General features: G+C 69.6%; 21 protein-coding genes. 18 read left to right on the top strand and 3 right to left on the bottom strand.

The window, feature by feature from the left end; translation table 11 throughout:
* Nucleotides 1-212: 212 nt before the first annotated feature.
* From ACTIFJ_RS02410 to ACTIFJ_RS02335, 16 genes are all read left to right on the top strand, one after another.
* Nucleotides 213-1034, top strand: a complete 822-nt coding sequence (locus ACTIFJ_RS02410) for a type II secretion system protein N (protein ID WP_439532489.1) — start codon at nt 213-215, stop codon at nt 1032-1034.
* Entirely contained in the window at nt 1031-3151 is a 2121-nt protein-coding gene (gene gspD / locus ACTIFJ_RS02405; RefSeq protein WP_439532488.1) for a type II secretion system secretin GspD, read from the top strand. Before ACTIFJ_RS02410 ends, gspD begins: the two co-directional genes overlap by 4 nt.
* Nucleotides 3148-4626 (top strand): GspE/PulE family protein, encoded by a 1479-nt coding sequence (locus ACTIFJ_RS02400; protein WP_439532487.1) that lies wholly within the window; start codon nt 3148-3150, stop codon nt 4624-4626. The genes gspD and ACTIFJ_RS02400 overlap by 4 nt, the downstream gene beginning before the upstream one ends.
* Nucleotides 4619-5833 (top strand): type II secretion system inner membrane protein GspF, encoded by a 1215-nt coding sequence (gspF, locus tag ACTIFJ_RS02395; protein WP_439532486.1) that lies wholly within the window; start codon nt 4619-4621, stop codon nt 5831-5833. The genes ACTIFJ_RS02400 and gspF overlap by 8 nt, the downstream gene beginning before the upstream one ends.
* Nucleotides 5830-6273 (top strand): type II secretion system major pseudopilin GspG, encoded by a 444-nt coding sequence (gspG, locus tag ACTIFJ_RS02390; RefSeq protein ID WP_439532485.1) that lies wholly within the window; start codon nt 5830-5832, stop codon nt 6271-6273. The genes gspF and gspG overlap by 4 nt, the downstream gene beginning before the upstream one ends.
* On the top strand, nt 6170-6709 hold the full coding sequence (locus tag ACTIFJ_RS02385; protein WP_439532484.1) for a GspH/FimT family pseudopilin: 540 nt from the start codon (nt 6170-6172) through the stop codon (nt 6707-6709). Before gspG ends, ACTIFJ_RS02385 begins: the two co-directional genes overlap by 104 nt.
* The gene (gene gspI, locus ACTIFJ_RS02380; RefSeq protein ID WP_439532483.1) at nt 6699-7067 is read left to right on the top strand and encodes a type II secretion system minor pseudopilin GspI; all 369 of its coding nucleotides are present in this window, start codon (nt 6699-6701) and stop codon (nt 7065-7067) included. The genes ACTIFJ_RS02385 and gspI overlap by 11 nt, the downstream gene beginning before the upstream one ends.
* On the top strand, nt 7064-7663 hold the full coding sequence (gspJ, locus tag ACTIFJ_RS02375) for a type II secretion system minor pseudopilin GspJ (RefSeq protein WP_439532482.1): 600 nt from the start codon (nt 7064-7066) through the stop codon (nt 7661-7663). The genes gspI and gspJ overlap by 4 nt, the downstream gene beginning before the upstream one ends.
* Entirely contained in the window at nt 7660-8646 is a 987-nt protein-coding gene (gspK, locus tag ACTIFJ_RS02370; RefSeq protein ID WP_439532481.1) for a type II secretion system minor pseudopilin GspK, read from the top strand. The genes gspJ and gspK overlap by 4 nt, the downstream gene beginning before the upstream one ends.
* A complete protein-coding gene (gspL, locus tag ACTIFJ_RS02365; RefSeq protein WP_439532480.1) occupies nt 8646-9710 on the top strand; it encodes a type II secretion system protein GspL in 1065 nt (354 codons plus the stop codon). Before gspK ends, gspL begins: the two co-directional genes overlap by 1 nt.
* The gene (gspM, locus tag ACTIFJ_RS02360) at nt 9707-10189 is read left to right on the top strand and encodes a type II secretion system protein GspM (RefSeq protein ID WP_439532479.1); all 483 of its coding nucleotides are present in this window, start codon (nt 9707-9709) and stop codon (nt 10187-10189) included. The genes gspL and gspM overlap by 4 nt, the downstream gene beginning before the upstream one ends.
* Nucleotides 10186-10713, top strand: a complete 528-nt coding sequence (gspN, locus tag ACTIFJ_RS02355) for a type II secretion system protein N (RefSeq protein ID WP_439532478.1) — start codon at nt 10186-10188, stop codon at nt 10711-10713. The genes gspM and gspN overlap by 4 nt, the downstream gene beginning before the upstream one ends.
* Nucleotides 10710-11108 carry a hypothetical protein gene (locus ACTIFJ_RS02350; RefSeq protein WP_439532477.1) on the top strand — a complete coding sequence of 133 codons (399 nt, stop codon included), beginning with the start codon at nt 10710-10712 and terminating at the stop codon, nt 11106-11108. The genes gspN and ACTIFJ_RS02350 overlap by 4 nt, the downstream gene beginning before the upstream one ends.
* Nucleotides 11101-11826, top strand: coding sequence for a hypothetical protein (locus ACTIFJ_RS02345; RefSeq protein ID WP_439532476.1), 726 nt, complete (start codon nt 11101-11103; stop codon nt 11824-11826). Before ACTIFJ_RS02350 ends, ACTIFJ_RS02345 begins: the two co-directional genes overlap by 8 nt.
* 183 nt (nt 11827-12009) lie before the next feature.
* Nucleotides 12010-13563 carry a hypothetical protein gene (locus tag ACTIFJ_RS02340; protein ID WP_439532475.1) on the top strand — a complete coding sequence of 518 codons (1554 nt, stop codon included), beginning with the start codon at nt 12010-12012 and terminating at the stop codon, nt 13561-13563.
* 130 nt (nt 13564-13693) lie between these two features.
* Nucleotides 13694-16414, top strand: a complete 2721-nt coding sequence (locus tag ACTIFJ_RS02335) for a TonB-dependent receptor domain-containing protein (RefSeq protein WP_439532474.1) — start codon at nt 13694-13696, stop codon at nt 16412-16414.
* 172 nt (nt 16415-16586) lie between these two features.
* On the opposite strand, the gene ACTIFJ_RS02330 is transcribed toward ACTIFJ_RS02335, so the two are convergent.
* Entirely contained in the window at nt 16587-17192 is a 606-nt protein-coding gene (locus ACTIFJ_RS02330) for a prolyl hydroxylase family protein (protein ID WP_439532473.1), read from the bottom strand.
* Between the two features lie 30 nt (nt 17193-17222).
* Entirely contained in the window at nt 17223-17924 is a 702-nt protein-coding gene (locus ACTIFJ_RS02325) for a prepilin peptidase (protein ID WP_439532472.1), read from the bottom strand.
* Nucleotides 17925-18126: 202 nt separating this feature from the next.
* On the opposite strand from ACTIFJ_RS02325, the gene ACTIFJ_RS02320 reads away from it, so the two are divergent.
* Both ACTIFJ_RS02320 and ACTIFJ_RS02315 read left to right on the top strand, forming a co-directional pair.
* Nucleotides 18127-18615, top strand: coding sequence for a DUF427 domain-containing protein (locus ACTIFJ_RS02320; RefSeq protein WP_439532471.1), 489 nt, complete (start codon nt 18127-18129; stop codon nt 18613-18615).
* Between the two features lie 80 nt (nt 18616-18695).
* Nucleotides 18696-19160 (top strand): hypothetical protein, encoded by a 465-nt coding sequence (locus ACTIFJ_RS02315; protein WP_439532470.1) that lies wholly within the window; start codon nt 18696-18698, stop codon nt 19158-19160.
* 3 nt (nt 19161-19163) lie between these two features.
* Here the strand turns inward: ACTIFJ_RS02315 and ACTIFJ_RS02310 are convergent.
* Nucleotides 19164-20396, bottom strand: a 1233-nt coding sequence (locus tag ACTIFJ_RS02310; RefSeq protein WP_439532469.1) for an SLC13 family permease, incomplete at its 5' end; no start/stop codon positions are given.

Below are 20396 nucleotides of genomic sequence, written 5' to 3'. Positions count from 1 at the left end.
CGCAGCATAAGCCTCGAAAGTCAAGCATCGGCAATGCCGGATTGGCGCCGCGCGTTGCGTGGCGGCAGGGATGTCGTCATGCTGTGGCAGGATTCTGTCATCGAACTGTCATCTGGCGTGTCTAGGGCAAGGAGCCCCGATCGCGTACAGCAGGCGGGTAGCGAAATTCGCAGGAACGGGGATAGGCACAGCGTGATACGGCGAGGCCGACAATGATCGGCAGCTTCACCCGGACTGACCAGTTCCGTGCCTGGCGCGACGCGCAGCGCTGGCCGGCGGTGGCGCTCGTGCTGGTCGAAGCGGCGCTGGTCTGCTTGGCGGCGCTCGGCATCGTGCGGCTAGCGTTCGCGCTGGTGGTGGCGCCGGGGCCGGTAGGCGCCTGGCAGACGGTACCGGCGGCCGGCGCTATTGACCGCACCGTGCTGGCGCGGTTCGACCCGTTCTTTCGCCGTCGTGCCATGGCCGGCGGCGAGATGGCGCTGTCCGACCTCGAGCTGGTGCTGATGGGCACCCGTGTCGACCAGGCCAGCGGCCGCGGCAGCGCCATCCTGGCGCTTTCCGAAGACCGCCAGGAGAGTTTTGGGGTCGGCGACGAGATACTGCCCGGCGTCCGGCTGGTCGATGTGGGGTTTGATTCGGTGACGCTCGACAATGGCGGCAAGCGCGAGCAGCTGTTCCTCGATCAGTCGGCGCCGGTGTCGGACGAGGCGCGCGACGCGGGCGCCATGCCGGTGCCATCGCCTGCTCCCGCTGTCGTGGCGCGTTTGCAGGCTGACCTGTCGGCGGTGCCGCGCCTGAGCGGCACGATGATCACTGGCTGGGTGTTGACCCCGCGCGGATCGGGCGCGGCCTTTGCTGCCGCTGGGCTGCGCAGTGGAGACGTGTTGCTGCGCGTTGACGGGCAGGAGGTAGCGGCACTCGGCGACCCGGCAGCGGTGATCCGGCGGCTCGATGCCGGTGGCGTGATGCTGGAGATCGAGCGCGGCGGGCAGCCGGTGCGGCTGCGGCTCGGGCCGGGCGGGGTGGCGGCATGAGGCGGCGGCTGATTCCGGTGGCGATGCTGGTAATGGCGCTGGCCGGGCCGGTGCTGGCGCAGCAGACGGTCAACCTGCGCGATGCCGATGTCCGCGCCTATATCCAGGATGTCGCCCGCGCCACCGGCCGGACCTTCATCATCGACCCACGCGTCCAGGGCAAGGTCAGCGTCGTCAGCGAACGGCCTCTGGGCCGCGAAGCCTATTTCGAGCTGTTCCTGTCGACATTGCGCGCCAATGGGCTGGTCGTCAGCCCGGCCTCGGGCGGTGCCTATCGGGTGGCCCCGGCCGAGAACGCCGCTTCGCAGCCGGCGCTGCGCGGCGGCGCCGACAGCTTCGTCACCGAGGCAATCCGGCTCGAATCGATCGATGCGGCATCGGCCGTCGAATCGCTGCGCCCGCTTGTCAGCCGCGAGGGGCAGCTGACCGCCAACCGCGCCGGCAACAGCGTGATTATCGCCGACTATGCCGACAATGTCCGCCGCGTCCGCGGCATGCTGCGCGCCATCGACCGGGCGCGGCTGATGACGCAGGTTGTGCCCCTGAAGCATGCCGGTGCCCGCGAGATTGCTGCGGCGCTGCGCGACCTGACCCAGGCGGCGCGCGGCGCCGATGCCGCCGCCGCGGTCGGCATCGTGCCGATCGACAGCTCGAACAGCGTGGCCTTGCGCGGCGAACCGTCGATGGTCGCCGAGATGGCGCGCACGGTCAGCCAGCTCGATGGCGATGCCGCCAATGGCAGTGACGTCCGCGTGGTGTTCCTCAAGCACGCCGATGCCCAGATGCTGCTGCCAGTGCTTCAGCAGCTCGTCGGCCAGGCAGTGACGACGGCGGCCACCAGCGCACCGCTGCCGGCAAGCAACATGGCCGGCAGCAGCAGTGGCACTGGCAGCAACACCGCGTCAGGCACCAACCAGAACCAGTCGCCGATCCCGCCGGCGATTTCCGGGGCTGCGGCCACCGGCCCGGTGCCCGGCGCCACCATCGGCGCCGGGCGCGCGGTAATCTCCCGGTTCGAGGGCGCCAACGCCATCGTCATCGCCGCGCCTGCCGAAGTGCAGCGCCAGCTCGGCGAGGTCATCCGCCAGCTTGACGTGCGCCGCGAGCAGGTGCTGGTCGAGGCGATCATCGTAGAGATTTCCGATCTTGCGGCGCAGCGCCTTGGCGTGCAGTTCCTGCTGTCGGGCACCGGCGGCTCGAACATCCCGTTCGCCGCCACCAACTACAGCAATGCCGCGCCGAATCTGCTGAGCATTACCGGCGCGGTGGTGGCCGAGCGCGAGCTGGGCAGCGACAACCCCACCACACAGGCGCTGCGCGAATCCGCGCTGGCCTCTATTCTTGGCGCCAATGGTGGCACCTTCGGCTTCGGCGGCAACCTCACCTCCAATTCGATCTTCGGCGTCGTGCTCAACGCGGTAAAAGCCGACACCGCGTCGAACGTGCTGTCGACGCCGTCGATCATGACGCTCGACAACCAGCAGGCGCGGATCCTCGTCGGCCAGGATATCCCGATCACCACCGGCGAAGCGCTTTCCAACAATTTCGACAATGCCTTCCGCACCATCCAGCGCCAGAATGTCGGCGTGCAGCTCGATGTGCGGCCACAGATCAATGCCGGCGGCACCATCACCATGGTGCTGCGCCAGGAGGTCAGCTCGATCGCCGGGCCGGTCAGCAACACCTCGAGCGAACTGATCCTCAACAAACGCGAGATCAGCACCACCGTCTCTGTCGATGACGGCGAGATCATCGCGCTGGGCGGGCTGATCGACGAGAATGAGCGGCGCACGCTGGAGAAGATCCCGTTCCTCGGCGACATCCCGCTGCTCGGCAATTTCTTCCGCTCGCGCTCGAACAATTCGACCAAGACCAATCTGATGGTCTTCATCCGCCCGACCATCGTCAAGACCACCGCCGATGCGGCGCGGATCGCCGGCGAGCGTTACGAATACATGAACGCCGCCGAAGCGGCGGCGAGTGCGGCGCGCGGCGAAAAGGGCGGCGATTCCGCCCTCGATGCGCTGGTTCGCGACTATCTTCGCGCCGCGCCGCCGACCAGCGGCACGCTGCCCCCGCCCGTTCCCCCTGTTCCCGGGCCCGTTCCCTCCCCATGACCGACCTGCGCCTCCCCTATGGCTTCGCCCGCCGCTACGGCGTCGTGGTGACAGGGGCGGTCGCGGGCGGGCTGGGCGTCGCGCTGCGTGAAGGCGAGCCGCCGGTCGCCGCGCTGGCCGAGGTCCGTCGGATCGCCGGCCGGCCGCTGCATGTCGAGCGCGTCGCGGCCGCGCGGTTCGACCGGATGCTCGCCGATCATTATGCCGGGGATGGCGTCGCGGCGGCGGCGGCGATGGGCGAGGCCGACGGGCTTGGATCGCTGGTCGATGGCATCCCCACCGCCGAGGACCTGCTCGATTCGGCCGACGAGGCGCCGGTGATCCGCTTGATCAACGGCCTTATCGCCGAAGCGGCGCGCGAGGGCGTATCGGACATCCATATCGAGCCCTATGAGACGGCGCTGGTGGTGCGGATGCGCGTCGACGGCCAGCTCCGCGAGCGGCACCGGCTGCCGGCCAGCGTGGCGGCGACGGTGGTCAGCCGCGTCAAGGTGATGGCGCGGCTCGATATCGCCGAACGTCGCCTGCCGCAGGACGGCCGGATCGGGCTGGCGCTGGCCGGTAAGTCGCTCGATGTCCGCGTCTCCACCCTGCCGTCGCGCGCCGGCGAGCGGGTGGTGCTGCGGTTGCTCGATAAGGACAATGCCGGGATCGGGCTGGAGGCGCTCGGCATGCCGCCGGCGATCGAGGCCGATCTCCGCGCCGCGCTGGCCGAGCCGAACGGCATGGTGCTGGTCACCGGGCCGACCGGATCGGGCAAGACGACGTCGCTTTATGCCGGGCTGCGGCTGCTCAACGACGGCAGCCGCAACATCCTGACCGTCGAGGACCCGGTCGAATATGCGGTCGACGGCGTCGGCCAGACTCAGGTCAATGCCCGCGTCGGCCTCAGCTTCGCCGCCGGGCTGCGCGCCATCCTGCGCCAGGACCCGGATGTGGTGATGGTCGGCGAAATCCGCGACAGCGAGACCGCCGAGATCGCCGTCCAGGCGGCGCTGACAGGCCATCTGGTACTGTCCTCGGTCCATACCAACGATGCCGCCGGCGCCATCACCCGGCTGCGTGATTTCGGCGTCGAGCCGTTCCTGATCGCCTCGGTGCTGCGCGCCGTGGTGGCGCAGCGGCTGGTGCGGCGGCTGTGCGACGACTGCGCCGAATGGCATCCGCTCGATGCGGCGCGCGCGGCGATGGTCGGGCTGCCGGAGGGCACGCGGGCGCGGCGGCCGCGGGGCTGCGATGCCTGCGCCGGCAGCGGCTGGCGCGGGCGGATCGGCGTGTTCGAGGCGGTGCGCGTCGGCGACAGGGTGCGCCGGCTGATCATGGACGGCGGCGACGAGGCGGCGATTGCCGCCATCGCCTTCCGCAAGAACCCCGATCTCGCCGCTGCGGCGCGGACGATGGTGCGGGACGGCATCACCACTGCCGAGGAAGCAGCGCGAGTAATGCGCGCCGGCGAAGGCCCGGCCGATGGCTGAGTACCGCTACGCCGCGCTCGATCCCGAGGGTCGCGAGCAGCGCGGGCGGATCGCCGCCGACAGCGGCGAGGCGGCGCGCGCCGCGCTGATGGCCCGCAGGCTGTTCGCGCTGAAGGTCGAGCCGATCGAGGCCGGCAGCGCCGCGCCGCGGGAGGCCACCGCCAGCGGCAAGCGCCTGAAGCCGGCGACGCTGATGCTGATGACCCGCCAGCTGGCAACGCTGGCCAGCGTCGTCCCGCTGGAGGAAGCGCTCCGCACCATCGCCCGTCAGACCGAGGCCGAGGCACCCCGCGCCATCCTGTCCCGCGTCCATGCCGGCGTCGCCGAGGGGCGGCGGCTGGCGGATGCGATGGCACTGGAGCCGCGTAGCTTCTCGGCATTGTATCGCGCCATGGTCGCGGCGGGCGAGGCCTCCGGCAGCCTGCCCGAGGCGCTCGAGCGGGTAGCGGCGCTGCTGGAACGGCAGGCTCAGGTGCGCGGCAAACTGATTTCGGCGCTGGCCTATCCGGCGGCGCTCCTGGTGGTGGCGGTGCTGGTGCTGGCATCGCTGATGATCTTCGTGGTGCCGCAGGTCGTCGAGCAGTTCGAGGATATCGGCCAGACGCTGCCGCTGCTGACGCGGATCGTCATCTTCATCTCGGATGTGCTCGCCGCCGGCTGGTGGCTGATCCTGCTGCTGCTCGTCGGCGGCGGCCTCGCTTTCGCCCGCGCCATGGCCGATCCGGTGCTGCGGCTGCGCTTCGACGGCTGGCTGCTGCGCCTGCCGGTGATCGGCCGGCTGCTGCGCAGCCTCGAAGCGGCGCGGCTGGCGCGCACGCTGTCGACGATGGTGGCCAGCGGGCTGCCGCTGATCGAGGGCCTGGCGCTGACGGCACCGACCATCGGCAACCGGGTGATGCGTGCCGCGACGACGGAGATGGTCGTCGCCATCCGCGAGGGCGCCAGCCTGTCGGTGGCGATGCGGCGGACCGGCGCCTTTCCGCCGCTGCTCGTCGCCATGGCCGCCGGCGGCGAGGGCAGCGGCCGGCTCGACCTGATGCTGGCACGCGGCGCCGATTATCTGGAGCGCGAGTTCGACAGCTTCACGTCCACGGCGCTGGCGCTGCTCGAGCCTGGCGTCATCCTGCTGATGGGTGGCATGGTGGCGGCGATCGTGCTGGCCATCCTGCTGCCGCTGCTGCAACTCGATACGCTTGCTGCCGCATGAGGAGAATGACCGTGACCAGACGCCCGGGCGAACAGGGCTTCACGCTGCTCGAACTGATGGTGGTGATCGTCATCATCGGGCTGCTGGCGACCGTCGTCGTCGTCAATGTGCTGCCGTCCCGCGACCGGGCGATGGTCGAGAAGGCGCGGGCCGATATCTCGCTGATCGAGCAGGGGCTGGAAATGTACCGGCTCGACAATTTCAGCTACCCTCAGACGCAGGATGGGCTCGCGGCGCTGGTGCAGCCGCCGGCCAGTCTGTCGGACCCGAGCCGCTATCGGCGCGGCGGCTATCTGAAGCGGCTGCCCGATGACCCCTGGGGCCGGCCCTATCAATATGCATTCCCGGGCACGCGCGGCGACATGGACGTGTTTTCGTTCGGCGCTGATGGCGTGCCGGGCGGCGAAGACGACAATGCAGACATCGGCAACTGGAAATAGGCCCCCCGCCAATGGCTTCACGCTCATCGAGCTGATGATCGTGATCGCCATCATCGGCATGGCCTCGGCCGCGGTGATCCTCACCGGCTTCGGCGGGACGCCGCCGGCGCGCGCGGCCGCCGAGGCGCTGGCGGCGCGCGTGGTGATGACGCGCGACTTGGCGATCGCCAGCGGCGACGATACCGCGCTGGTGATCGAGGACGGCGGCTATCGTTTCGAGCAGCGGGCGCCGGACGGCGCGGGTTGGCAGACGCTGGGCGGCGGCGCCCGCTGGCCGGACGGCATGGCCGTGGCCGCCGAGATCGAGGGCGGCGGCCGGATGCGCTTCGATGCGACCGGGCTGGTGACGCCGGGGCAGGTCCAGCTCGGTACGGCCGGGGCCGGCGCGCGGGTCAGCGTCGGCCCGGCTGGCGAGGTGCGCATCGATGCGCGCTGAGGCGGCCGAGCGCGGCTTCACGCTGCTGGAAGTGCTGGTGGCGCTGGCCGTATTCAGCCTGGCGGCGCTGGCGCTATTACGGCTGCAGGGGGCCAGCCTGTCGACGGTGGCGCGGCTCGATGACAAGTTGCTGGCGGCGATCGTCGTGCAGAATCTCGCCGTCGAGACACAGCTGATGCGCCCGGCCCCGGCCTTCGGGCGCAGCGACGGCGAGGCGGTCAACGCCGGCCGGCGCTGGCTTTGGCAGCGCGAGGTGATGCGCACGCCCGACCCGGGCTTGCAGAGGATCGAGCTGCGGGTCTCCGGCACCGACGGGTCGCGGCTCGCCGAGGCGACGCTGGTGCGCCGGGCCTCATGAACGAGCGCGGCTTCACCCTGGCCGAGCTGCTGGTCGCGCTGGCGCTGTTCGGGCTGATCGCCGGGGCCGGGGTCGCGCTGCTGGCGATGGGGATCAACAGCCGCGCCGCCAGCGGCGAGCGGATCGCCGGCCAGTCGGCGCTGGTGCGGACCCGGGCGCTGCTCGGCGCCGATCTCGGCCAGGCGGCGCCGCGCCGCTGGCGGGACGGCAATGGCGCGCCCTGGCCGGCCTTTGCCAGCGAAGCCGGCAGCGGGTTGCTGCTGCGGCTGGTCCGGCGCGGCTGGACGAACGACGATGGTGCGCCGCGCGCCAGCCTGCAGCGCGTCGAATGGCGGCTGAGCGGCGGCCGGCTGGAGCGGCGGGCAGCGCCGATGGTCGACGGGGCAATGGTAGGTCCACCGGCGCTGATGATGGACGGGGTGCGCGCGGCGCGGCTGCGCTTCTTCGCCAATGGCGGCTGGGCGGCGAGCTGGCCGGCACCCGGACAGGCGGCCTTGCCCGGCGCGCTGCCGGAGGCGGTCGAGATCGTTCTCGATACCGCCACCAGCGGCGAGCTGCGCCAGCTGTTCCTGCTGCCGCCCGGCGAGCTGCCATGAAGGTGCCGGCGCATGAACGCGGCGCGGCGCTGCTTGCAGTGCTGATGCTCGTCGGCGTGATGGCTGCCATCGCCGCGACCATGCTCGAACGCAGCCGGATGGCGACGCAGCTGGCCAGCAATGCGCTGGTGCGGGAGCGCGGCGCGGCGATGGTCCAGCTGGCCGAGATCCTGGCGGTCAGCCGGCTCGATACGCTGGTGCGCGGCGAAGGCCGCCGGCAGGGCTCGGCCTGGCAGGGCCAGCCGGTGGTGCTGCCGCTGCCCGGCGGCAGCGCCAGCGTGACGCCGAGGGATGGCGCCAACTGCTTCAATCTCAACAGCCTCGTCGTCCGGGCCGGGCCCGAGGCGCTGGTGACGCGGCCGGTCGGCGTGGCGCAGTTCTTTGCGTTGATGCGGATGATCGACGTCACCGAGCCGCAGGCGCGGCAGGTGGCGTCGGCGGCGGCCGACTGGATTGACAGCGACCAGACCCCCGCCGCGCTCGGCGCCGAGGATGCCCGCTATGCGGGTCTCGGCTACCGGACCGGCGGCACGCTGATGGCCGAGCCGAGCGAGCTGCGCGCCGTCGCCGGGGTCGATGCCGGCCTTTATGCGCGGCTGCAGCCCTGGCTCTGCGCACTGCCGCTGGCGACGCTGTCGCCGCTCAACGTCAACACGCTCGTCCCGGCGCAGGCGCCGCTGCTGGCGATGCTGATGCCCGAGACCATGGGGCCGCCGCCGATGCGGCTGCGGCTGGCCCGGCAGATCCTCGGCGAGCGACCGCGCGCCGGCTGGGGCGCGGTTGGTGAGTTCGTTGATGCGCCGCTGCTCCGCGATACGCCGCTACCGTCCGATGTCCAGCAGCAGCTGGGCGTCCGCACCGAATGGTTCGCGCTGGCGCTGGCGATCGACAGCGGCGGCCGGCCGATGCAGGCGAGCCTGCTTGTCGACAGCCGCCGCACGCCGGCCCGGGTGGCGCTGCGGCAATGGACGGGTGAGCGCTGATGCTGCTGTTGTTCCTCGAAACACAGGAGCCGGATCGCTGGCGCCGGATCGATGGGTCGGGCGCCATCGTGTCCGAAGGGCAGGGGCTGGCGGGCCTCGCCCCGTCGCCCGGCGAGGCGGTGGTCGCCGTGGCGCCGCCGGCCCATGTCAGCCTGCACCGGGTGATGCTGCCGGCACTGGCCCCGGCGCAAGCCGCCGCCGCCGCCCGGGCGATGGCCGGGGAGCTTAGCGCGGCGCCGGCCGAGACGCTGCACGTCGCGCTCGGTGCGGCCCAGGTCAATGGCGGCCGATGGCTGGCGATCGCCGATGCCGATGATGTGGCGGCGTGGCTGGCGCGGCTGGAAGCGGCCGGGCTGACGCCGTCGCGGCTGGTGCCGGCGCCGTTGCTGCTGCCCGATGGCAGTGCGGCGGAGCGCGACGGGCTGTGGCTCGTGCGGCAGGGCGAAACGGCCTTTGCCGCCGAGCCGGCGCTGGCAGCGATGATGCTCGATGTGCTGCCGCCGCCCGTCGAGCCTGCGGCCTTTGCCGCCGGCCTCTCCACCCGGCTGGTGCAGGCGCCTAATCTACGCCACGGGCGTTTCGCCCTGGTCCAGCCATGGCGGCCGGTGCCGGGCCAATGGCGGCGGCTGGCCTTGCCGGCGGCGGCGGCGGTGCTCGCGCTGGTGCTGGCGGAGGGCGCAGGCTGGTGGCGCGCGGCCCGCGCGGCCGATACCGCCGAGGCGGCGCTCGCGGCGCAGGCGACAGAGCTGCTGCCGCCGGGCACCCTGGTCAACGATCCGCGCGCCCAGGTGACGGCGCGGCTCCGGGCGCTCGGCGGCAGCGGTGGCCTTGCTGCATTGGCCGCGCCGCTGCTGGCGGCAATCGAACCGCGCCCCGGTGTGTCGATCGCCAGCCTCGAACATGCGCCCGGCACCGGGCTGGTGGTGATTCTGGAAGGCGCTTCGCCCGGGGAAGCGGCAGCAATTGTCGCGACGCTGCGCGACGCCGGCCTCGAGGCCGCGCTCGGGCTGCCGAGACAGGTCGGCGGCGTGGCGCAGGCCGAGCTCAGGGTGCAGGCACGATGACGGCAGGGCTGACGATCTGGTGGCAGCGGCTCAGCCGGCGCGAGCGGCGGCTGGTGCTGGCGATGCTGGCGGTAGCGTTGCCGGTGCTGCTGTGGCTGGCCGTGCTGCGCCCGCTCGGCGCGGCGCGGGAGGCAGCGTTGCTGCGGTTGGAAACCGCCAGCCGCGCCCAGGCCGACGTCACGGCCGCCGGTGCAGCCATTCGCGCTGCCGAGGCCCGGGCCGGCCAGGGCGGCGGCGAAGCGGCGTTGACCGAGCGGGTCCGGCAGGCCGTGGCCGCCGCCGGGCTGGCCAGCGAGAGCCTCGAGCAGGATGGCAATGGCCAGGTGACACTTCGGATCGCGGCGGCCCGGGCGCCGGTGCTGCTCGGGCTGGCGGCAACGCTGGAGGCCGGCGGCATGATCGTGCAGACCCTGTCGATCAGCCGCAACGACGATACCACGGTCAGCGCCCGGCTGACGGTGTCGGAGGGCGGGCGATGAGCATCCGGCCGCGGGCGCTGCTGTTTGTACTGGCGCTGATCATTCTGTCTGTCTGGCTGCTGCCGCTGCGGCTGGTGCTGGGAGACGGGCTGGCCGCCGCCTCGGTATCGGGGCGCGTCTGGGACGGCCGGGTGGCGGCGGCGCAGTGGCGCGGCCTCGGGCTGGGCGACCTCGCCGTGGCGGTCGCGTCGCTGTCCGTGTTCGCCGGGGCACCGCGCGTTACACTGGACGGCCCGCAGTTGCGCGGCACCGCCGGGCCGGGCTGGGTCCAGGATCTGTCGGGCAGCGTCATCGCGCCGGGACTGGGCCCTGTCCGGCTTGAAGCCGTGTCGCTCCGCTTCGAGGATGAGGGCTGCCGCGAAGCCTCGGGACGGTTGCTGGCCACGGTCGCCGGCGAGCCGCTGGCCGGCGCGCTCGGCTGCGACGGCCCGGCGGCGCGCGCCGCGATGGCGCGGGCGGACGGCGTCGTCGTCGCCACGCTGCGGCTGAACAGCGACGGCGCACTGCAGGTGACGGCGCCATGATGGCGCTGCTGTTGCTGGCAGCCGGGCTTCAGGAACTGCCGCCGCAGCGGCTGGGGCGCGGCGACTGCGCGCTGGTGCTGTGGGAGCAGGCGACGCGCCAGCGGGTGGCGATGGTCGCCCGGTCCGGCGCCGAGGCCCCCACCATGCGCCTGAAAATCGACGGCACCGAAACGCGTTTACCGGTGCAATCAGGCACGACAGCCGGCGAGCCGGTCATGGGCTTCACCCCGACGGCCGGCTTCGCCGGCGGCGCCGTCCAGGCCAGCCACGATATCGTGATCGATGTCGGTCCCGGCGGACGCACGGCGGCGGTACGCAGCGGCGTGCTGACCGTACGGCTGGCGGACGGCACCGACCTGGTGATGCCGGTGGCCGGGCTGATCGGCTGTGGCTGACCGGCAGACGACGCCGCGCGAATGGGCGCTCGCGGCTGGCGGCGGGCTGGCGCTGGCGGCGGCGATGATCTGGTGGTGGCGCGGGCCTGCGGCGCCCGATGCGCCGGCCGTTGTGCTGACTATGCCGCCGCCAGCCCCTCTGCCGCCCGGGCCCGTCGAGCCGCCGCCTGCACCCTCTGCCGACATGTCCGGCCTCGTCCTGCGCGGCGTGCTGCTGCGCGGCGACGGCGGCTCGGCGATCATCGAGAGCGCCGATGGCCGCCAGCGGCTGGTCCGACGCGGGGCGATGGTGGTGCCAGGCGTGCGGCTGGAGGCGCTGTCGGCCGGGTCGGTGCGGCTGGTCTCGGGCGATGCCGAGCGCCAACTGCTGCTGGTGCCGGGCCAAGGCGATGACGATGGGGCCGCATCTGGCGCGCAGCGCCAGGCAACGCCGCAATCGCTGGTGGCGACCGTGTCCGAATATCGCCTGGCGCTGACAGCCCGGCGGGACCAGGGCAAAATCACCGGCTGGCTGGTGCGCGATGCCAGCCGGGTGCCGCTGCTGCGGCTGGCCGGTCTTCAGCCGGGCGATGTCCTGCTGTCGGTCAACGACCAGCCGCTGTTCAGCGAGGAAAAAATCATGGACCTGCCCGGGGAAGTGGCCGGCGCCTACAGCATATCGCTCGATTTCGAGCGCGAAGGGCAGCCCCGGTCGGCGCAGATCGACCTTAAGCGCTGACTTCAAACTGTCATCAATCGGCAAACTCCCCGTCATGAATCATCGCTAGGGACTCGACACGCGAACAGGGGTTCCGGAGCCGATTGCGCGCTTCTGCGCCGTTCATTGCTCGCACGAGGTTCAACCGGGGCAATTCTGGCCCAGATGCCGGACGCAAAGCGGCGATTTCCAGGGGATAACGACATGATTCACTACCGGACACTCCTGCTTCTGGGCTCGGCCGTTGCGCTGGCCGCATGTGATGGTGCCAGCGACATCGCCTCGCCCGGCGAAGGCGTGATCGTGGTGCCCGCCCCGACGCCGACGCCGACCCCCACGCCTACCCCGACCCCGACCCCCACGCCGGCTCCCGGCACCCCGGCCACCAATTGCCCGGGCACGCTGACCCCGGCCGGCACCATTGCCGGGCGTCTGATCTGCCAGCTCTCCGGCACCTACACCGGCTCGCTCCGCCTGCAGAATCTGCGCGGCGTCATCTATTCGTTGAGCGGCCAGGTGAACATCGGTCAGGATCTGGGTGCCAATCCCGACGCTCCGGTCGCCGGCGCCGCGTCTGGCACGCTGACCATCGACCCGGGCGTCAAGATCTTCGGCAACTCCGGCGCCGACTCGCTGGTGATCAACCGCGGTTCGCAGATCTTCGCCGAAGGCACGGCGAACAACCCGATCATCATGTCCGCGCGCGCGAACTTTGAAGCCAATGCCGCCGGTACATCGAGCACCACCAACGCCAACTCGATCAGCCTTTGGGGCGGTCTCGTCATCCTCGGCCGTGCCCCGATCCATCAGTGCATCGGAACGGCCACGCCGGGCACCGTCGATTGCCAGAATCGCATCGAGGGCCTGAGCAACACCTTCTACGGCGGCGCTCGCGCCATCGACAGCAGCGGTCGCCTGCGGTACCTGCAGGTTCGCTATCCGGGCTTTGAAGTGGCGCCGGGCAACGAGCTGAACGGCATCACCTTCGGCGGCGTCGGTTCGGGCACATTCGCCGAGAACATCCAGGTCCACAACAGCTCGGATGACGGCATCGAGTGGTTTGGTGGCCGCATCAACCATCGCTATCTGGTCGTCACCGGCGCCGACGATGATTCGCTCGATACCGATTTCGGCTACCGCGGCTTCCTGCAGTTCGTCGTGGTCGTGCAGCGTTCGGCCGGCGGTGACCGCGTCATCGAAGCCGAAACGGCCGGCTTCGAGCTGCTGACGCCCCGCTCCTTCCCGCGCTTTGTCAACTTCACGTTCGTCGGTCGGCGTTCGCCCGATCCGATCCTGCTGCGCGGTGGCACTGACTATGCCTTCGTCAATGGCCTGATCTCGGCGACCGCCTCGGTCTGCCTTGATATCGACGGCGACCAGACGGTGGCGGCAGCCTCCGGCACCAGCTCCGACCTGGCGCTGCGCGACAATGGCCCGCCGGTCTTCCGCTCGGTGCTGTTCGGCTGCGCTACGGCCGCTCGTGACGAAGCCGATGTGCCGGCCTCGCTGATCACGCCGCTGATCACCGGCAACAACAATGTGCTCAACTATGTGCCGACCCTGACCGACACGATCCTGCCGGGTGCCACCGAAACCGCGGCCGTGGCCACCGACCCCACCTTCCTTGGTGGGCCGCTGACCTTCGCCAACTATGTTGGCGCCTTCCAGAACGCCACGGACCGGTGGTTCGACGGCTGGACCTGCGGCCTCGTCGGCCAGATCGCCTGCGAAGCGATCCCGGCCGACAACGGCAACTGATGATGACGCCGGAACGCTGGCTTTCAGCGTTCCGGCAACCGCCAGGGTCGCCGGTCCGGGGTGCCGGTGACCCTCGCCGCAAGTCGGCGAGCCAGAGCGGGAACAGGATGCAAGCCCCGGGGGACAGCAGATGCGCACTGACATCAACACACTTCGCCCGATCAGCCTGCTGACCGGGCTTTTGCTCGCCTCCACGATGCTGGCGAGCGCGTCGGCGCACGCACAGTCGGCGCCGCCGGCCGCGCCTGCCCAGCCCGCTGATCCTGTCGCGGACGAGGGTGAAGAGGACGTCGACATTTCGGTTCCCGGCGGCGGCGGGATGGGCGAGATCGTCGTCATCGGCACCCGGATCCCCAATACGCTGCGCACCACCCGCGAAGTCGTGTCGGTGCTTTCCCAGGCCGAGATCGAACGCTCGGGCGAAGGCGATATCGCCGGCGCCCTCAAGCGCGTGACCGGCCTGTCGGTCGTCGGCGGCAAATATGTTTATGTGCGCGGGCTCGGCGAACGCTATTCGCTGGCGCTGCTCAACGGGCTGCCCATCCCGTCTCCCGATCCGCTGCGGCGCGTCGTGCCGCTCGATATCTTCCCGACCAGCGTCCTCGCCTCGTCGCTCGTGCAGAAAAGCTATTCGGCCAATTACCCTGGCGAGTTCGGCGGCGGCGTCATCAACCTCACCACCAAGTCGATCCCCGACGAGCCGTTCCTGACCTTTGGCGGGAAGATCGGCGGCAATTCGGTCACGACCGGCGAGCTCGGCTATACCTATCAGGGTGGCAAGCGTGACGTGCTCGGCTTTGATGATGGCACCCGTTCGGTTCCCGGTCCGCTCAAGGCGGCACAGGCCACGGGCCAGGCGCTCAGCCTCGGCAATTTCACGCTCGGCGAGCTGCAGGATGTGGCGCGCAGCTTCAGCAATGCCAGCACCTCGGTGATCCAGCGCAACAACAACATCCCGGCCGACATGGGCCTCAGCGCCAGCGCCGGCACCCGCTTCGATATCGGCGCCGTCAGCTTCGGCATCACCGCCACGGCGGGCTGGGAGAATGAGTGGCAGACCAAGGCCGGCAAGCAGCAGAATTCGCTCGGTATCGGCAATGTCGGTGGCGAGCCGGGCATGCTGATCAACCAGGATTTCGATTTCCTGTCGACCGAGCATCACATCAAGGTCAACGGGCTGCTTGGCCTCGGCGCCGAATTCGACAACCACAAGATCCGCATCACCAATCTTTACGTGAAGGACACCATCAAGGAAGCCCGGCAGCAGATCGGCGTCAATCCCGCCGACTTCGACGGCGCCCTGCTCAATCGCACCGCCACCGCCTTCTTCGAGCGTCAGCTGATCGATACCCAGGGTGTCGCCGAGTTCCGCTTCGGCAATGTCAGTCTCGATGTGCGTGGCACCTATGCCAACTCCAAGCGCCTGTCGCCCTATGAGCGCGAGTTCCGCTACGCCTTCACCGAGCAGGACGGGATCAACGATTTCGTCAACGCCCTGCAGGGCCCGGGGCAGAGCGCCACCATCGCCTTCAGCCGCCTCAACGAAAATGTCTACGGCGCCGCCGTCGACCTCGGCTACAAGTTCGAGACGCTGCCGTTCCCGGTACGGATCGTTGCCGGCTACGCTTATAATGACAACCAGCGTGAATCCGACTTCTTCCAGTATCGGTTCCAGCCCAGCGATGCCCTGCCGATCGGTGTCATCCAGCAGCGGCCGGACTTCCTGCTGTCGGACTTCAACGTCCAGACCTATGGCATCTTCCTGACCCAGACCAACACGCTGCCTGGCGCGGCGCGCTATGAAGCGTCGCTGAAGGTGCACGGCGCCTATGGCCAGGTCGAGCTCGAGCCGGCCGACGGCGTCCAGCTCGTTGCCGGCGTGCGTTACGAAAAGGGCGAGCAGCGGGTCATCCCGGTCGATCTCTACAGCTCGGGCAATGTCGCCATTCCCGAAACGCAGATCGATCGTGAATACTGGCTGCCGGCGGCCACGTTGACATGGAATTTCGCCGAGGACATGCAGGTGCGCCTGTCCGCGTCCAAGACCGTGGCGCGGCCGCAGTTCCGCGAGCTGGCCAACCAGTTCTACTTCGATACCGAAAATGACCGCGGTAGCTTCGGTAACCCGCTGCTCGTCGACAGCCAGCTGACCAATCTCGAAGGCCGCTACGAATGGTATTTCGGCCGCGACGAGCGGATTACCATCGGCGGCTTCTGGAAGAACATCAACAAACCCATCGAGATCATCGCCTTCATCTCGTCGGCGACGATCACCACGACCTTCGGCAACGCACCGCGCGCCAGCCTCTATGGCGCCGAGCTCGATGCGCAGAAGATCTTCAGCCTCGACCGCGTGTCCGATGCGGACTTCTTCCAGGCGCGGCGGGTGATGCTGGGTGTCAACTACACCTACAGCAAGTCGAAGCTGAAGGTGCGGCCAGGCGACCGCACCATCGATCCGACGTTCCAGGAAACCGAAGCCAGCAACCTGTTCCGCGACGGCGCGCGGTTGACCGGCCAGTCCGATCACCTCGTCAACTTCCAGATCAGCCTGCAGAACCAGGATCGGCTCTCGGAACAGACGATCCTGTTCAACTTCGCTTCGGACCGCGTCTCGCAGCGCGGTGCCTCGCTGCTGCCTGACCTGATCGAGCGGCCGGGCGTCCGGCTCGATTTCGTTTGGCGCGAGGGGATCGTCGTCGCCGGCCTCAACTTCGACCTGAAGTTCGAGGCGCGTAACCTGACCAACACCCGCTACCAGGAATTCCAGGCCCTGGGGTCAACCCGCATCGACTATAACACCTATGCGCTCGGCCGGACCTTCCAGCTGGGGGCCTCGCTTAACTTCTAGAAGGTAGGTACCCCCTTTATCGGAAGTGGGCCTCCGGCGGCTGGGGCCTCAGGCCCCAGACCCCGATAATCTGGCCTCCGCAGGTGACGGCGATAGGTCCAAATGGATCAACCCGATAATTCGGGGTTTGGGGCCTGCGGCCCAGCCGCCGGAGGCATTTTTCTCCGATCGCCTAGGCCCAGGCCCACGGCCGTTCGCGAAACCAGGCTGTGATGATGTACTTGGTGCCGGCGCGGACCGGCATGCCTTGGTGCAGCGTCATCGCATTGGGCCAGCCATTGGGCAGCAGATTGTTCCAGGCCAGCAGCTTGCCGGTCTCGGGCTGGAAGGTCTTGTCGAGCTTCTTGAAGCGCGTGCCGCCGCCGGCCTGTGGCTCGTTCAGGTAGATCATGCCCGTCCAGGTCCGCTGGCCGCTGATCGTGCAATGCTCGAGATAGCCGAGCCCGCCCGGATCGAACGTGTCGGAATGGGCCTTGAACTCCTGGCCCTCGCCGTAGCGCTGGCCCTGCAGCGGCTCGCAGTGGCTGATATCGAGCCCGAGATAATCGGCGATGCGAGCGGTCAGCGCCGCCACCCAGGGGTCCTCGCCGTCGAGGTCGCAGGTCTCGGAGGTGCGGAAACGGTCATCGCCATTCGGGTCGGAGATCGTCGACGGGCGGCGGCGACGGTCGATCTCCGCCACCAGCCGCGCGCATTCGGCGGCATCGAGGAAATCGCGCTTCTGATATAGCTCGATCTGCCGGTTCGGCAGTCGCTGGGCGCCCTCAAATCTTGTCATGGCCCACGCTAACCCCGGTCACCGGGCCGCTCAACTGGCAAATTGCAGGAGCGCCAGCGGCCACGCCGCCGCGGCCAGCAACGCTCCCAGGGGCAACGCCGTATCCGCCACCACCGAGCGGCCGCGCAATCGCGCCAGCAGCGCCAGCACCAGCCCGAGCAGGCTGGCGCCGAGCAGCACGAACGGCAGCGGCACCCAGCCCAGCCAGGCGCCGATCGCCGCCAGCAGCTTCGCGTCACCGCCGCCCAGCCCCTCGCGGCCCCGCACCAGACGATAGGCTATGGCGATCAGCGCGAGGCAGGCAAAGCCGGCGACCGTGCCGATCAGTCGCTCGGCCAGCGACGGCGGCATCCACGCCCCCAATCCGAGGCCAGCGGCGATCAGCGGCAATGTCAGCCTGTCCGGCAACCAGAAATGTTCGACATCGAGGATGGCCAAGGTCAGCAGCGCCAGCCCGAAGCCGGCCAGCGCCACCCCCGCCAGCCCGGGCGCGACCAGCAGGGCGAGAAACACCATCGCCGCCGCCGCCAGCTCGATGGCGAGGTGGCGGCGCGGGATCGGGGCATCGCAATGCCGGCAACGGCCCTTGCCGAGCACGAAGCTGAGCACGGGAACCAGTTCGGCCGCGCCGAGCGTCGCGTCGCAGCTGTCGCAACGCGACCGGCCATGGGCAATCGACTCGCCGCGCGGCCAGCGCCAGGTCAGCGCCGCAATGAAGCTGCCGAGGATCATTCCGGCCCCGGCGCCAAGCCATGGCACCCAATTCAGCAAGGGAGCGCTCAGCACAAGGCCGCGTGCGTCGCCGCTGACATCGCTGCGAGGCTGTGCAAGAATAGGACCCCCGTCCTCCCCGCTGTGATGATGCCATGACCCATTGCCTGATCCCTCTCCCCGCGTCCTTGCGTCAGCAAGGCGCAATCATCAATGGCCGGCGATGATTCCCGATGCCGTCGCGCCCGGCCAGGAGAGCGTCTGGGACTATCCCCGCCCGGCGATCATGCGGCCGAGCACCCGTCACCTGCGCATCGTTCATGCCGGCGTCGTCCTCGCCGACACCACGCGCGGGCTGGAGACGCTAGAGACCAGCCACCCGCCGAGCTATTACTTCCCGGTGTCCGATATCGCTGCTGGCGCGCTGCGGCCGCTGGCCCGGCGCAGCCTGTGCGAATGGAAGGGCCAGGCGCGCTATTTCGATGTGCTGGTCAGCAAGGCGCGGCTGCCCGCCATGGCCTGGTGCTATGACCGGCCGACGCCGGAATTTGCCGGTCTCGTCGGCCATGTCGCCTTTTATGCCGCGCCCTTCGATAGCTGCACGGTCGATGGCGAACAGGTGGTGCCGCAGCCCGGTGGTTTCTATGGCGGCTGGATCACCAGCCATGTCGCCGGCCCGTTCAAGGGCATCCCCGGCAGCCAGTTCTGGTAGCGTTTCCTGAAACCAAAGACCCGGCTTGCGCGTATCAGCGCGCTGAGGCAGTTTCGCCTGAAAGGGAGGACCGACCAACGATGGCCAGACTGCAAATGCTGATGATTTCAGCGCTTCTCGGGCTCGCCGCCTGCGGCAGCAGCGAGGAAAAGGCCGTCGATGCCAGCAGCAGCGATACCGAGCGGGCCGGCGCCGTCGCCTCGGCGGTGGCCGGCGCCGCCACCGGCATGGTCAGCACCGCCGACCTGCCGGACTTTGTCGAGATGTACGAGGGCGGCACGCCGGTGATGAACATGAAGACCGCCGATGGCGGCAACAAAGGCGGCCTGTTCAGCTATTCGGTCGACGCGCCGCTGGCCGATGTCGTCGCCTTCCACCGCCAATCGGCCGAAAAAGCCGGCATCGCCATCTCCACCGAGATGGCCGCGCAGGACAGCCTGACCTTCGGCGGCGCCGACAAGGACGAAACCAGGCGCCTGCTCACCACCATCTCCAAGGGCGAGGACGGTGTCACCGTCAGCCTGACCTACAGCTTGCCGGGTTGACGATCAGAACAGCAGCCAGATCGCCAGCGACGCGGCGATGCCGACGATGACGTTCATCGGCACGCCGATCCGGATGAAATCGGCAAAGCGATAGTCGGCGGCACCATAGACCAATGTGTTGGTCTGATAGCCGATCGGCGTGGCGAAGCTCGCCGACGCCCCGAACATCACCGCCACGATCAGCGGCCGCGGGTCGATGCCGAGCTGCTGCGCCAGGCCGATGACGATCGGCGTCAGCAACACGGCGACGGCATTATTGGTGACCACCTCGGTCAGCACCGATGTCAGCCCATAGACCGCGAAGATCAGCACCAGCAGCGGCGCGTGGGTGAGCACGGGGGACACCACCTTGACAATCAGGTCGACGCTGCCAGCCTGCTGGAACCCGGCCCCGATCGCCAGCATCGCATAGATCAGCACCAGCAGGCTGCCATCGATCGACTGCCAGGCCTCCCCCGGGTCGATCGTCCGCGTCACCAGCACCAGCGCCACCGCGATGATCGCCAGCCCCTCGATCGGCATGATCCCCATCGCGGCGCCGATCACCGTGCCGAGCAGCGCCAGCATGGCGATCGGCGCGCGCGAGCGCCGGAAGGGCGTGGCGTCGGCCTGGGTCATGCCGGTGAGATGGACATTGTCCTGCAGCGCGTCCGCCTCGGCCGGCGCGGCGGCGATCAGCAGCGTATCCGACGCCCGTAGCCGCGCCGAGCGCAGGTCCGGCCCGGCAACATGGCGGCCCCGCGACAGCCCGAGGATGCGGATATTGTGCCGCGACAGCATCGGGATCTCGAACAGGCTGCGGCCGATATTGGGGTGCGTCGGCCCGACCACGGCTTCATACAGCGTCACATCGGCCGGCTTTGCCTTGGTCGACAGCTTCACCCCGCCCGCCAGCCCGCGCATGCCGACCTCGAAGTTGGTCCCGGCCGCATAGGCGGCCAGTTCATGCGGCGACGCGGCTATGATCAGCCGGTCGCCGGCGCGCAGCATCATGTCGGCAAGCCCGCTGCGCAGCGTCTCGCGCTCGCGGATCAACCCGAGCAATTTGGCGCGGTCAGATTTCAGCGCGCCGACGTCACCGATCCGGCGGCCGATCATGTCCGATTTCGGGAGCACCAGCAGCTCTGACAGGCACACCCGCTCGCGGTCGTCCTCAGGCCCCGCCGCCGCACGGCTGGGCAGCAGCTTCGGCCCGAGCACGATCAGGGCAAGCGTGCCGGCCAGCGCGGTGGCCAG

Origin of the sequence: Polymorphobacter sp. (genome assembly GCF_051860865.1) — a bacterium.
Taxonomy (GTDB): Bacteria; Pseudomonadota; Alphaproteobacteria; order Sphingomonadales; family Sphingomonadaceae; genus Sandarakinorhabdus.
This window is presented reverse-complemented; position numbering and strand designations above follow the sequence as displayed.